Source organism: Rhodococcus sp. NPDC019050 (assembly GCF_055664235.1).
The window spans coordinates 1-12,890 of record NZ_JBVOON010000011.1; the positions used below are offsets into that span (position 1 = coordinate 1).

Consider the following 12,890-nt stretch of genomic DNA (forward strand, 5'->3'; position numbering starts at 1 on the left):
GTCGTCGTGCCATGTCGTGTACTCGCCCTCCTGCACTCATTTTGGTGCATTCGAACTCGCACAACCACTGGACCTGCTCAGTGGGATCCAGTCACCCCTCCGCAGTAGCACCATTGCTCGCCGAGTGGGAGGCCCACGGCACTGCGATGACGCGAACCAAATGCTCAGTTGACAGCTGCGACCGCCGTGCCGAGTCCCATGGAATGTGCCAGAAACATCGTCGGCGATTCGTGACACATGGTTCGACGGAGTTGCCAACGAAGCCACTCGTCTGCTCAGTCGGTGGGTGCACGAAACTGGTACGAGCGCGCGGACTCTGTCGATCTCACTACGCGCGACACCTCCGCAACGGCACCGTCTGCGCTGAGCCTGGGTGCGAAAGGGAGGCCAATACACGGGGACTCTGCAAACCGCATTACAACCGATGGCTAGGGAACCGCCCCGTCCAAGCATGACTGGTGACCAAGACCGCTCAGCGGGATAAGTTATCGGTCGCGTAGCGTCAAAGATAATTTATTCAGCGAATGACAACTCGTCTAGGCCCGACACAGAGGTACGAGTTGAGGTACGTGCGGAAGCCCGTCATGGCCGTTCTTATCATGCCTTAGTCGGTCTTGTTCTTACCCAGCTGACCTGGGACGATGCCATTCGTTCAGCTTCCCAAGCTGAATACGCGGGTTCGATTCCCGTCATCGGCTCAGACGAAAAGCCCCGGCCGGATTATCTTCCGGTCCGGGGCTTTCGCGATTCTCGGTACTGCGGTTCCGGGTGCCGATGTCGTCCTCGGAACGCGCGAGAGATGTATCAGAATTCGAACACCACTCGAGCGGGAACAGATCCGCTGAGCACATCGCTGATCGACTGGTTCACCGATTCCAACGGTCGGGTTTCGGAGATGACCTGGGTGCGTCCCGCTGCGTGCAGGGCGAAGACGTCGGCCAGGTCGTTGCGCGTCCCCACGATCGATCCGATCACGGACTTGCCGCCGAGCACCGTGTCGAAGATCGGCACCGGCAACGACGCATCACCGGCCGGCAGCGCTACACAGACGAGTCGCCCGCCGCGACGCAGCGAGGCGTAAGCCTGCTGGAAGGACGCAGCCGAGGCCACGAGCGCGAGAGCCACATCCGCTCCCCCGAGGCGGGCGATCGCCTCCACCGGGTCCTCCTTCTTGGCGTTGACAACATGGTCTGCGCCGAGACGCCGCGCCATTTCGAGCTTCTCGTCTTCGACGTCGACAGCGACCACGAAGCCGCCTGCGATCCGCGCATACTGCACTGCGAGGTGTCCGAGTCCGCCGATACCGAAGACGGCGACGGTCTGCGCGGGACGCACCTTCGCCACCAGTACCGCCTTGTAGGTCGTCACGCCGGCGCACGTCAGTGGCCCCGCGTCCACGGACGAAACACCGTCGGGGACAGGGGTTGCGAAAGCAGAGGGGAGCACCGCGTACTCACCGAAGCTGCCGTTGACGGAGTAACCGGAATTGCGCTGGTTCTCGCACAGAGTCTCCCAGCCGGAGATGCAATACCGGCACGCACCACACGCATATCCCAGCCAGGCGATGGCGACCCGCTCACCCACCGGTCGGTCGGTGACGTCCGATCCGATCGCCTCGACACGTCCGATGCCCTCGTGCCCGGGTATGAACGGCGGAGACGGCTTGACCGGCCAATCACCGTGTGCCGCGTGGATATCGGTGTGGCAGAGCCCGGTCACTTCCATCTTCACCAGTACGTCGGTCGGTCCGGGCTCGGGAACAGGCAGATCTTGGATCTCGAGGGGTGCTGTGAAGTCGGTGACGACTGCTGCTTTCATCGCGAATCTCCTGTGGTGGGCGGGCCCGCACATCCACGAGCCGTACGACCCCGAGAGCCCCGTGCCCCCGAACCCGAAGACCGTCCATCCTTCTCCCGGCGTCGTGTCCCCATCCTCGACCACGAGGTGCCGGGATATCAGGGTTCTCGGTCACGAATCGGTATGCAGTTGGTACCTGCTTCCTTCGCGAGGATGTGCCGCTCCACGCCAACTGTGCATCGCTTCCGCAGCGACGAACCGGCCGACTAGTGGTGGAACAGCACCGGCTGACCTTCCCGCGGAATAGGCGTCTCCAGCCGATCGAGGAAGTCGACCTCCGTCTTGATTTCGGCCAGAAGCGCGGTGGCGAGGTCGTGGCTCAAACCGTTGCGCACGACGATCCGCTGCACCGTGACGTCGGCCAGGTCGTCGGGCATGGGATACGCGGGTACGAGCCATCCCTTCATCCGCAACCTGTCCGACAGGTCGTAGAGGGTCCACTTGTCGGTGTAGCCCTTTTTGAGCATCCACGCGAACACCGGAATGTCGGAGCCGTCGTTCCACAGTTCGAATGCCGGAAGCTTGGCTATCTCCTGCGCAAGGTACTGCGCGACTGCCAGCGACTCCTGTTGGACTCGTTTGTAACCGTTGGACCCCAAGCGCAGGAACATGTAGTACTGCAACAGCACCTGCGCGCCCGGCCGTGAGAAGTTCAGCGCAAAGGTTGGCATGCTGCCGCCGAGGTAACTGACGTAGAAGACCAGTTCGTCCGGTAGCGCCTGCTTGTCACGCCATACCACCCAGCCCACGCCGGGATAGACGAGACCGTACTTGTGACCCGACGTGCTGATCGACGCCACCCGGTCGAGCCGGAAATCCCACACCAGGTCCGGCTGACAGAACGGCGCGATCATCGCTCCGGACGCGCCGTCGACGTGAATCGGGACGTCGACGCCGGTGTCGGCGGCGATGCGGTCCAGTGCCTCACTGATCTCGGCAACAGGTTCGTACGCTCCGGTATACGTCACGCCCATGATGGCGACGACGCCGATGGTGTTCTCGTCCACATACTTGTCGAGTTCGTGCCCGTCGAGGGTTCTGTGCTCCAAGGTGATGGGTACATACCGTGCTTCGACTTCGAAATAGTTGCAGAACTTCTCCCAGCACACCTGAACAGCGCTCGAAAGCACGAGGTTCGGCGCCTCGGTGGACTTTCCTTCGGAGCGCCGGCGCTTCTGCCACCTTCGTTTGAGTGCCAATCCGCCGAGCATGCACGCCTCGGAGGAACCGATCGTGGACGTTCCGATGGCGTTGTCGGGATCGTTGGCGTTCCACAAATCGGCAAGTATTGTCCAGCAACGCGTTTCGATAGCCGCCGTCTGCGGATACTCGTCCTTGTCGATCATGTTCTTGTCGGCGGACTCGGTATAGAGACGAACGGCAAAGTCGTCCATCCACGTGCCGACGAATGTGGCCAGATTCAGCCGCGCGTTGCCGTCCAGCATCGCCTCGTCGTGCACAATCTGGTAGGCGGTCTCGGGGTACGACTCCGACTGCGGCATCCGGTTTTTCGGGAGGTCGGTGGCCTCCCCCGGTCGCTCGAAGACCGGATTGAGCGAAAGCGAGTCGCTGGTGCCGACACCACGTCCACGGAACTCGGTGGGATCGATCGGTTCAGACATTGTTCTCCCTCGGAAAGCGAATCGGACCATAGTCGTGTGTAGACGGCGGATTCGACGTATGCGTCATGATCTGCTCGCATTGCCGGTCCCCGAGCCGGTGGGGCGAGGACCGTCCGGGCCCTCCTTGGTGTAGTCCGTCTGATCAGCCACATCTTCACCTGCGGTGAGCATTACGTGCTCGCCGCGTGCAATCGGCGGGACGAACTTGTTCACCTCGCCGTACCGTTGCCGAATCGGTTCGACAAGGCGCGGGTGGGACCTCTTGTCGTGGAGCGCGTAGATGATGAACGGAATGAGGACCGCGACGATGAATGCGCAGACCAAGATTCCCGTGTATTCCGTATCGTATCTCTTCGCCAAGGTCGAGGGCGTCACAAAGCTGATCGCCAGCGCAAATCCCGACACGATGAACCCGACCACTGCGACGAACAGTTTGACCACAGTTCCGCCCGGAATCTCGTACGCGCGTTCCAGATTCTTCTTCCTCAACACCAGGACCATGTACGCGATGAAGAACAGGAGATAGCCGACGAGATAGATCACCGTGGTCAGGGCGATGGCGGTGAAGAAGCTGACGTTGCCTGCACCGCCGCCGAAGGTGAGCAGAGCGGCCCAACCCGTGACGATCACACCCTGCACGACGATGAAATTGACCGGGACGTCTGCACGGTTCACTTTGCGCATGGACCTGGGCAGGATCCCTTTCTGGGCAGTCACATACATACCCCGGGCCGGGCCGACGACCCAGGCGCTCACTTCGGCCATGACGCCGACCGCGAGCATCACCGCAAGCACCTTCGCCAGCCAGACAAGACTATGACTGAAGTGCTCGAGTAGCCCGGCGAACGTCTGGACCACGCCGGCGCTGAGCGAGAGTTCACTCTCCGGGACGACTGCCGCCACCGACAGGCCGCCCACGGTGTTGAGGACTACTGCCGCGATCACGAGCATCAGCATGGCCAACGGGTAATCCCGTTTGGGATTCACCATTTCGTTGGCATGACTGGCGCTGGCCTCGACACCCATGTACGCCAGGATGAACGACACGAACACGACCAACGTGGAGAGTTCACTGAAGTCGGGCACCAGCGCGGCGGCACTGATCTCGACATCCGACTGTCCACCGGTGGCGAGATACGCGATCGCCAAGACGATGAGGACTATTCCGGGGATGATCACGCCGCCCACAAAACCTGTTTTCGCAATACGGGCGGTGTATTTGGTGCCACCGAGTTGGCTGAACGTGAGTAGCCAGAAGATCACCAGCACCCCGGCGAACTTCATCCACGGAACCTCGTCGAGTTGTCCCAGTTGAAGACGTAGCCCAGGGCACCGAGGATGAAATAGATCATCGTGACGAATCCGACGGTTATCTGCAGCCATTGGAAGAAGATGGCCGCGAAGCCGAATCGTTCGCCCAGAGTCGACCCGACCCATTTGAAGATGCCGCCCTCTTCCCATCCCTTGACCGTTGCCATTTCGGCAGCACACAGAGCCACCGGGATGAACCAGCAGAAGCCGCCGAGAACGAGGAAAAAGACCAGGCTCAGACCGGAAGTCGCGAACGTCGGATACTCGTAGACGGTCATGACCATCGAAGCAGTGATCGCAAAGAACCCGAAGAGGGTCAGTGTCTTCGGCGGAGCCTTCGGAGCAACCATACCCGTTCCTTATTCACTAGGTATCGGTCAACAACACTGTCGCCCGGCGCTTTACTGCGGCACGCAAAGCGTATCGCAGTCCGAAAGCAAGAATCATGAAAGCGACGATCTTGAGATGCCGAACCGGACCGAACTGGCAATAGTTCAAGCACCTTCGCATTCCACGCAATATGCGCGCGTCGTCAAAGAACTCTCTCGACGCACCTGTCGCGGCCCACCCGCCAGGAACCGACCCACGGGCAGGCAGGCCACGGCTCGCAGCTACCAGCGGTAGTCCAGGAACTTTCCGTCGAAGGTGACGACCACTCGGTCACCGTCCGGATCGGGCCGCCGCGTGATGTCGACGGTGAAATTGATCGCGCTCATGATTCCGTCACCGAACTCTTCGTGGATGAGCGCTTTGAGCGCCGGTCCGTACACCGAGAGCGCCTCCGAGAAACGGTAGATCGTCGGGTCGCGCATGACCTCGGGTGAGGAACCGCGGTGAGGTTGCAGTGCAAGGCTTTCAGCGATTTCCTCACCCAATCCGAGCCGCTCACATACGCGGCTCGCCTGCTCTGCGCTGAGGGGGTGCTGGCCCAGCAGTGCTGCAGTCGTCCACACCAGCGGCGCGCCGAGGTGCTCGGCGAGGTCCGCCCACGTGAGTCCCTGGCGGATTCTCGCCGCGTCCACAATTGCCGCAGCGTCGGCCTTCGGAAGAATCGGGTTCATGGGTACTGCCTTTCGATGTGGTTGCCGGGTGGACGTGGTTCGGCTGTTGTCGGGGCGGACGCTTGCTCAGGCCGGCGTGAGTTCCGATTCCGTCGTCTCCGTCTCGGCTCTTGCTCCCCGCTTCGGTGCAGTGCGCATGTGGGTCACATAGATCACCGCACCGACGAAAACAATTCCTCCCACGAGATTACCTATCACCGTGGGGATTTCGTTCCACACGAGATAATCGCCCAACGAGAATTCGCCGCCGAGCAACAATCCGGACGGGAAGAGGAACATGTTGACCACGGAGTGCTCGAAGCCCATGTAGAAGAACAGCATGACCGGCATCCACATGACCAGGACCTTGCCGGGAACACTCTTGGACATCAGCGCTGCAACGACAGCGGTGGACACCATCCAGTTGCACAGCACACCACGCAGGAACAGAGTCATCATGCCTGCGGCGCCGTGCTCGGCGTAGCCGACGGTGCGCGCTTCCCCGATGTGCATCAGTTGCTGGGCCACATCGTTCGGCGGGATGGAGTAGCCGTAGGTGAGAATGAAGGTGATCATGACGGCGACAGTGAAAGCACCCGCAAAGTTGCCGAGGAAGACCAGACCCCAATTGCGCAGTACCGCACCGATGGTCACCCCCGGGCGCTTGTCGACGTAGGCGACCGGGGCGAGCGTGAACACCCCGGTGAGCAAGTCGAACCCGAGCAGATAGAGCATGCAGAAGCCGACCGGGAATAGCACCGCGCCGAGCAGTGCGTTGCCGGTCTGCACGGTGACCGTGACGGCGAATGCGGCCGCGAGCGCGAGGATCGCGCCACCCATGTAGGACCGGATGACGGTGTCCCGTGTGGACATGAGGACCTTGCTCTCGCCTGCGTCGACCATCGAACGGGCGAGTTCGGCGGGGGGAACGTAGGACACATCAACCTCCTGGTCGGGTAGGCCAGTGTTTCGGGGTTGCGTGTCCGGCACATTGCCGAGCAGTAAAAGCGGTCGTTACGTTCTCCTCGCACGGGTGCCCGCCACGTTGTGAGGCCGCACGGCGGGTATTCCTGCGGGCTTGTGGCCGGGACTAGGGCCGGTCGTCGCGGCGAGCGCTGTATTCGCGGTGCGGAACGAATTCGAAGGTCAGCATGGCGAACGCCGCAGGTAGGAGGTAACGCAATTTGAAGAGGACGAACCGCCGGTCTGTCCCCGCGTGAAACTTGTCCAGATAGCGATACAGCGACTCGAGCGCGATGATCGAGTCTCCGAGGCGGAGCACCATGCGCACTCCGGAACGCCATCGGCCGGTGCCGTTCGGGCCGAGAAGGTCCGGGAACGGGGCAAATGCCAACGACACCGACGTTCCGCCGATGCTGCGGACGTGGTCGATGACGGCGACGGCCATCCGCTCGTCGGTGCCGTTCGGTGCCCGGGGGCTACGCCATGGCACGTCCAGGCTCCATTCTTCGCCATGATCTGCAAGGCCGTATCGCTGAAACCCGACGGGAACCATGTCCCGGTCGCGTGCGATGACGATCATCATGTCCGGGTACGTCCCGTCGAGCAGATGGTCGAGGATCATCGAAAAGCCCCGGCGCTGATGGCCGGAGCGAGTGTGAGCCACGATGTCGAGCAGTTGACTCCGCACTTCGGGGGACAGATCCCTTTCGGCGACGATCTCGGTGGTGACTCCGGCGTTCTCGGCGCGGTGCACCGCCTGGCGGAGGTTACGGAAACGCCGGCCGACGAGGGTGAAATGCCCGACGTCGACGATGACGTCGCACCCGATGCAGACCGATCTCAGTCGTGGGCGACCCCGACCGCCCGACTGCCACAACCGAACGGTGTTCTCACCGGCCCCGAGGACAGCCACCCGCCACCCCCGGTCGGAGGCGAAGCGCGTGAAGTCCGAAAGCAGGTTGTCGAACGCCGGCGGGTGGCCCACCGGGTCGCCCGACACCACCGCGATACCGGCGCGCGTGCGATACCCGATCGCGGCGGTGCGACCGGAATTGTAGAAGTACGACTTGGTCGAATTCAGCGCAAACGGCGCCAACGGGTCACCGCTGGACTCCCGCACGAGCGAGGCGATGCGTTCTTCCTCCTCGGGTTCCGGCCTGCTCCCGACGGGAAGAACCAACACGGGCCCCGACACCGCGATCGCGACGAACGCGACATGGCTGTGTCCCCAGGCGTAGGCGAAACCTGCCACCAGCAGACACAACAGGGCTGCTACCGCATGCATACGGGTCACGGGACGGCGCAACCACACCCCGCGGGCGACGAACGCGATCGCGACAGCGAGCGCGACGATCAGTTTTGTGTCCCTGCCCGACCGGAATGCCGCGATTTCCAGCACGATCATCGCGAGCAGGTACAAGCGGAGTCCCATTCGCTGCACGCCGGGTGTCGCCGAGGCTGCGGCGGTTTGCAGGGTCGTCATGGCTCACTCTCGATTCTCCGCGGCATCGGGCGCCCTTACGACCGTATGCCCGTTGAATCGCCCACCCTGCGGTTTCTGATGAAGAGCGAGCAGTCAAGGGAACGAACACGATTTATCCGGCATTACGCCGCTCGCACTCGCTCACGATGCGGAGACGACCCGCTCGAACCGGATCCGATTCGAGCGGGTGCGCAGTCTCCGCGGTTCAGGCGGTGATCAGATCGTCGATCTGGCCGATCGCCAACGACGTGCCTTCGAGGAACCCCATGTCCCAGAATCTTCTGCAGCGCTTCCGCGGACTCGTAGGTGCTCACGTAGGTGGCTCGTGTGCCCCCGGCGTGTTCGTCGAAGCTGTACACGTTGGTCGAGACCGGCAGGCTGGGGTCCGGATTCATATCCTGATCGGCGAAACCGTCGGAAAAGGTGAAGCTCGTCGGTTCGTCGACTGTGGAGATCTGCCAGTATCCGGGATACTTCTCACCCTCGGGACCCTGCATGTAATAGGTGGTCCGGCCTCCGGGAGACAGGTCGTGTTCTACGAAGGTCGCCGGGTACTCCGGAGGCCCCCAAACCTTTTCCAGCTGGCGCGGGTCCGAGTAGATCTGCCAGATACGTTCCGTCGGTGCGGCGAATTCTGCGGTGATCGTAAGAGTCAGGTTGTCGATGTCCTTGCGGACGTTTGTCACAGGCATGGTTCAGTCCTCGCTGTTCGAGTCGGACGCGATCAGTTCGTCGATGCGCGCGATGCGGCCCCGCCAGATCTGCTCGAGTTCGGTGAGCATGGAGGTCACCGACCGCACCGCTTCCACGTCGCCACTGGCAAGTTGCTCCCGACCGCTGCGACGCTTGGTCAGCAGACCCGCCTTTTCCAGCACAGCAACGTGCTTCTGGACCGCGGCGAAGCTCATGTCGTACTGCGCCGCGAGTGCGGAAACCGAATACTCCCCTGCCAGCACCCGGCGCAGGATGTCGCGTCGAGTGCGGTCTGCGAGGGCCTGGAACAGGGCGTCGGCCCGGTCCTCGTCGTTTCCGTTCACAGTCGCAAACCTACAACCAAACGGTTGTACGTGCAAGGGGTCACTTACTCTCATTCACGCCGGACCGGAACGAAGAGTTGCCGATCCTGTGGCGTGCAGCAGTGCCCGAACTGCCCTTCCCGCACTCAGCCCTCGAGGCACCGGGCATTGCGGCCGAACGGAATACGGTAACGAGGGTTCCGCAATCGATCAGCGCGTAGTCTGGACGGAACGACGCGCAGCGCACGGCCGCTACGACCCTCGACGCGCACCTCGCAGTACGAGCCGCCGAAGTGGTAGGGCTTTCACATGAACGAGTTCGATCGCGGCAGCCTCGGCAGGGCGATGGCAGAGTTTGCCCGCACACTCGATGCCCAGGGTGCCGACCTGGACGCCACCCTGCAACACACCACCAACGCCGCGGTCGAGATGATCCCGGGCGCCGAGAGTGCCGACATTCTCACCATCACCGGCCGCAGGAAGTTCGAATCGCACGCGGCGACCTCGCAGATGCCGAGGACGATGGACACTCTCCAGGCACGACTCGGGGAAGGGCCCTGTATCGACGCCGCCGAGGATTCGGCGCTCACCCGTAGCAACGATCTGAGCACCGAATCCCGTTGGCCGAGTTTTGCTCCGGAGGCAGTTGCCGCCGGAGTGCTCAGCGTCCTGTCGTTCAAGCTCTGCACCGGAGATGATCAGATCGGCGCGTTGAATCTCTTTGCGGGACAACCGAACGTTTTCGACTCGGAAGCGGTGTATCTCGGAGAAGTGCTCGCGGCACATGCTGCTATCGCTCTGACAGCGACGCGGAGGCAACTGCAACTGCAGTCCGCGATTGCCTCACGCGATTTGATCGGCCAAGCCAAAGGCATGATCATGGAGCGGTTTGCCGTCGACGCCGGGCGCGCTTTCGACATGATGGTCGCCCTGTCGCAGGAGTCCAACACGCGCGTTGCCGAGATCGCCAGGCAGATAGTCGAATTCGGATCCGAGAGAAGTCGATCCGAGAGTTGACGTCCTTACCCGCAGCGGTCGGTCAATCGCCGAAGCGGGCGACGAGACGGCCGGCAACTTCGTTGCGGCGCAACCGTTCCAGTCCCTCACCGATCTCGTCGAACGCAATGACGCTGTAAGTCGGCTCGATTTCACGGTCGAGCAGCAGCTTGAAGACTTCCTCGATGTCCTGCACGGTTCCGCCCAGGGACCCGACGATGGTCTTGCCGAGGATCGACGGGGACGAGATCGTGAACGTCGGGAGGCCCAGACCGACCTGGACGACCGTGCCGGTTCCGCGTTTGACCGCGTCCACAGCCCGTTGGGTGGTGTCGAAGCCCGCGTAGTCGACGACGAGGTCGAAGTCCTGGCCGGCCCATTCCGCTGCGTCGGCCACGACATCGGTGACTCCCGCTTCTCGCGCGAGATCCCACACGGATTCCTTGGTCTCGGCCACATGCACTTCGGCGCCCGCGAGTACTGCTGCGCGAGTGCCGATCTGGCCGAGCCCTCCGTAACCGATGACGCCGACCTTCATCCCGGTCGTCGCACCACCGACCTTGATGATCGCGTGGTACGAGGTCATGCCCGCGTCGGTTGCGAGTGCGGCGAGTGACAGGTCGAGGCGATCGGGCACACGGGCGAGATCACGCGCGTCGGCGACGAGTTTGTCGGCGAAACCGCCCGGAGTGAACATGCCGAGCGGCGGGCGCACGCCGGAAGAGCAGACGCCCACGACGTCACCGACCTTCCATCCCTCGACGCCGTCACCGATGGCGCTGATGACACCGGCGTTCTCGTGTCCCTGGGTCATCGGCAGGAAGGGCATGGTCCCTTCGCCGACCTCCATGTACATGAGGTCGCTGTGGCACAAACCCGCCGCCTTGACGTCGATGACCACCTCTCCCGGGCCGGGTGCCGGTTCCGGCACCTCGTTCAATGCGATGGGTATGCCGGTGCCTTCGAACTGCCATGCCTTCATTGCTATACCTCCTGTGAAACCCGCCGGACGGTACGCCGGCCTGTTGCCACCGTAGGCAACCGTCGGCCCGGACGACGGTTTACGCGGGGGTGGCAGAGTGGAGAGCGAAGGTGTCACTCGATGGAAGGCAGCAATGGCGTTCTGGGATCAACTCAAGGCCAAGACCACCGAACTGAGCAGCCAGCTCAAGACGAAGTCCGACCAGTTCCGCAACAAGGAGTTCGCGAACGCGAGCATGGCGATGTGCGCACTGATCGCGGCGGCGGACGGAAGCATCGACCCGAGCGAGCGGCAGAAGACCGCCGCGCTCATCATGAGCAACGACGTGCTGTCCGTCTTCCCGCCGAGTGAACTCCGGGAGAAGTTCGACTGGTACTGCAGCAAGCTCGAGTCCGACTTCGACTTCGGAAAGGTCGAGGCCACGGCCACGATCGCGAAGCTGAAAGCCAAGCAGGATCAGGCGCGTGCGGTGATCCAGATCGGAATCATCATCGGCGGTGCCGACGGATTCTTCGACGATCACGAGAAGGCCGCGGTACGCGGCGCCGCACATGCGGTCGGCATCAACCCGGCAGAATTCGACCTCTGACCGCGGCCCATAACTGAGCGCGCCGCCCGTCGAGCCGGGCACGCACGAAAAGAACGCTCGACCGGGGAGACCCGGTCGAGCGTTCTTTGTCGAGGCGAGAGTTGTCGCCGCGTGCAGGTGTCACATCTTGGCGTCGCGTGCCCGGACGAAGCTGTAGAGGCCGTACATGATGAGCCCCAGGCCCACCGCGATCAGCAGGAACACGCCGAACGGCTGTGCACCGAGGGTCTTCAGCGCGGCGTCGAGACCGGATGCCTTCTGCGGATCGGCCTGGATGACAGCGGCGATCACGAGGCCACCGATCACGGTGACAGCGACACCCTTGGCGATGTAGCCGGCCATCCCGAGTCCACGGACGAGCGAACTGGTGTTGCCCTTCAGGTCTTCGACGAACTTCTTCGTCGCACCCTTGTAGATGTGGTAGAGGCCGACACCGATGATCACGAGAGCCGCAACGACGAGCAGGACCTTTCCGCCGCCCGATTCGAGGAGAGTCGCGGTGATTCCGGCGCTCTTGTCGCCGTCCGACTTGCCGCTACCGCTCGCGAACTTGAAAGCCGTGTAGGCCAGACCGAAGTACACGAAGGAGGTGCCGATGGCCTTGACGCGATCCAGGGTCTCGTCCTTCTTGTCCTGGCCGCCCGTCGACGAGTGTCCCGCCCGGCCGAGCACTCCCTCGGCAAGACGCCACAAGGCCAGCACGAAGAGCACGACGCAGAGGACGGACAGCAGGAACTTTCCTCCGGGCTTGGCCGCGATTTCGGCCAGAGCACCCGATTGGGATGCTTCCTCGTTGCTTCCCAGGGCGACACGGATCGCGAGGTAGCCCACCAGCAGGTGGACCAGCCCACTGGCGACGTAACCCGCACGTGCGAGCCGCTCGAACCATTTACTTCGTGAGAGTTGCCCCGTTACCGACGATCCACTCGATGTCGAAATTTGCCGCGTCACTTGTCCACCCATCCTCCAGGCACCGCGCGGCCGGCTCAGCTCGCCCACTCGATGCTCATCAACCTGCGCTCGTTGTCCTG

At 62.7% G+C, this 12,890-nt stretch carries 12 protein-coding genes, 1 tRNA gene and 1 pseudogene; 3 read left to right on the top strand and 11 right to left on the bottom strand.

All coding sequences use genetic code 11. The features are described from left to right. Positions 1–626: 626 nt before the first annotated feature. Positions 627–695 (top strand) — tRNA-Gly (locus tag AC0B44_RS12900). Between the two features lie 109 nt (positions 696–804). Here AC0B44_RS12900 and AC0B44_RS12905 read toward each other — a convergent pair. The 9 genes and pseudogenes from AC0B44_RS12905 to AC0B44_RS12945 form a co-directional block, all read right to left on the bottom strand. Further along, positions 805–1,818, bottom strand: a complete 1,014-nt coding sequence (locus tag AC0B44_RS12905) for a zinc-dependent alcohol dehydrogenase (protein ID WP_059384765.1) — start codon at positions 1,816–1,818, stop codon at positions 805–807. A 245-nt stretch (positions 1,819–2,063) separates the two neighbouring features. Next, a complete protein-coding gene (locus AC0B44_RS12910; protein ID WP_059384757.1) occupies positions 2,064–3,479 on the bottom strand; it encodes a glutamate decarboxylase in 1,416 nt (471 codons plus the stop codon). A gap of 63 nt (positions 3,480–3,542) precedes the next feature. Further along, the gene (locus AC0B44_RS12915; protein WP_064059938.1) at positions 3,543–4,763 is read right to left on the bottom strand and encodes an amino acid permease; all 1,221 of its coding nucleotides are present in this window, start codon (positions 4,761–4,763) and stop codon (positions 3,543–3,545) included. Beyond that, positions 4,760–5,140 (bottom strand): amino acid permease, encoded by a 381-nt coding sequence (locus AC0B44_RS12920; RefSeq protein WP_064059939.1) that lies wholly within the window; start codon positions 5,138–5,140, stop codon positions 4,760–4,762. The genes AC0B44_RS12915 and AC0B44_RS12920 overlap by 4 nt, the downstream gene beginning before the upstream one ends. 261 nt (positions 5,141–5,401) lie before the next feature. Continuing rightward, a complete protein-coding gene (gene cynS, locus AC0B44_RS12925) occupies positions 5,402–5,851 on the bottom strand; it encodes a cyanase (RefSeq protein WP_059384756.1) in 450 nt (149 codons plus the stop codon). Positions 5,852–5,917: 66 nt separating this feature from the next. After that, positions 5,918–6,769, bottom strand: coding sequence for a formate/nitrite transporter family protein (locus AC0B44_RS12930; RefSeq protein ID WP_059384755.1), 852 nt, complete (start codon positions 6,767–6,769; stop codon positions 5,918–5,920). 151 nt (positions 6,770–6,920) lie between these two features. Next, positions 6,921–8,276 carry a bifunctional lysylphosphatidylglycerol flippase/synthetase MprF gene (locus AC0B44_RS12935; RefSeq protein ID WP_231921750.1) on the bottom strand — a complete coding sequence of 452 codons (1,356 nt, stop codon included), beginning with the start codon at positions 8,274–8,276 and terminating at the stop codon, positions 6,921–6,923. A 205-nt stretch (positions 8,277–8,481) separates the two neighbouring features. Next, positions 8,482–8,968: pseudogene (locus AC0B44_RS12940) on the bottom strand (SRPBCC family protein). A gap of 3 nt (positions 8,969–8,971) precedes the next feature. Beyond that, a complete protein-coding gene (locus AC0B44_RS12945; protein ID WP_471903262.1) occupies positions 8,972–9,313 on the bottom strand; it encodes an ArsR/SmtB family transcription factor in 342 nt (113 codons plus the stop codon). A gap of 288 nt (positions 9,314–9,601) precedes the next feature. On the opposite strand from AC0B44_RS12945, the gene AC0B44_RS12950 reads away from it, so the two are divergent. Further along, the gene (locus AC0B44_RS12950; RefSeq protein WP_471903263.1) at positions 9,602–10,309 is read left to right on the top strand and encodes a GAF and ANTAR domain-containing protein; all 708 of its coding nucleotides are present in this window, start codon (positions 9,602–9,604) and stop codon (positions 10,307–10,309) included. Positions 10,310–10,331: 22 nt separating this feature from the next. Here the strand turns inward: AC0B44_RS12950 and AC0B44_RS12955 are convergent, their stop codons facing one another. Next, positions 10,332–11,270, bottom strand: coding sequence for a zinc-binding dehydrogenase (locus tag AC0B44_RS12955; protein ID WP_471903264.1), 939 nt, complete (start codon positions 11,268–11,270; stop codon positions 10,332–10,334). Between the two features lie 97 nt (positions 11,271–11,367). On the opposite strand from AC0B44_RS12955, the gene AC0B44_RS12960 reads away from it, so the two are divergent. Beyond that, positions 11,368–11,859, top strand: a complete 492-nt coding sequence (locus AC0B44_RS12960; RefSeq protein WP_471903265.1) for a tellurite resistance TerB family protein — start codon at positions 11,368–11,370, stop codon at positions 11,857–11,859. A 120-nt stretch (positions 11,860–11,979) separates the two neighbouring features. Here AC0B44_RS12960 and AC0B44_RS12965 read toward each other — a convergent pair whose 3' ends face one another. After that, positions 11,980–12,822: a DUF1206 domain-containing protein gene (locus AC0B44_RS12965; RefSeq protein ID WP_471903266.1), complete on the bottom strand. Its 843-nt coding sequence runs from the start codon at positions 12,820–12,822 to the stop codon at positions 11,980–11,982. Between the last annotated feature and the right edge of the window lie 68 nt (positions 12,823–12,890).

Coding starts and splice junctions, on each gene's coding strand:
- AC0B44_RS12935 (WP_231921750.1), bottom strand. CDS start 8,276: ATGACGACCCTGCAAACCGCCGCAGCCTCGGCGACACCCGGCGTGCAG.
- AC0B44_RS12950 (WP_471903263.1), top strand. CDS start 9,602: ATGAACGAGTTCGATCGCGGCAGCCTCGGCAGGGCGATGGCAGAGTTT.
- AC0B44_RS12910 (WP_059384757.1), bottom strand. CDS start 3,479: ATGTCTGAACCGATCGATCCCACCGAGTTCCGTGGACGTGGTGTCGGC.
- AC0B44_RS12905 (WP_059384765.1), bottom strand. CDS start 1,818: ATGAAAGCAGCAGTCGTCACCGACTTCACAGCACCCCTCGAGATCCAA.
- AC0B44_RS12915 (WP_064059938.1), bottom strand. CDS start 4,763: ATGAAGTTCGCCGGGGTGCTGGTGATCTTCTGGCTACTCACGTTCAGC.
- AC0B44_RS12920 (WP_064059939.1), bottom strand. CDS start 5,140: ATGGTTGCTCCGAAGGCTCCGCCGAAGACACTGACCCTCTTCGGGTTC.
- AC0B44_RS12965 (WP_471903266.1), bottom strand. CDS start 12,822: ATGGGTGGACAAGTGACGCGGCAAATTTCGACATCGAGTGGATCGTCG.
- AC0B44_RS12955 (WP_471903264.1), bottom strand. CDS start 11,270: ATGAAGGCATGGCAGTTCGAAGGCACCGGCATACCCATCGCATTGAAC.
- cynS (WP_059384756.1), bottom strand. CDS start 5,851: ATGAACCCGATTCTTCCGAAGGCCGACGCTGCGGCAATTGTGGACGCG.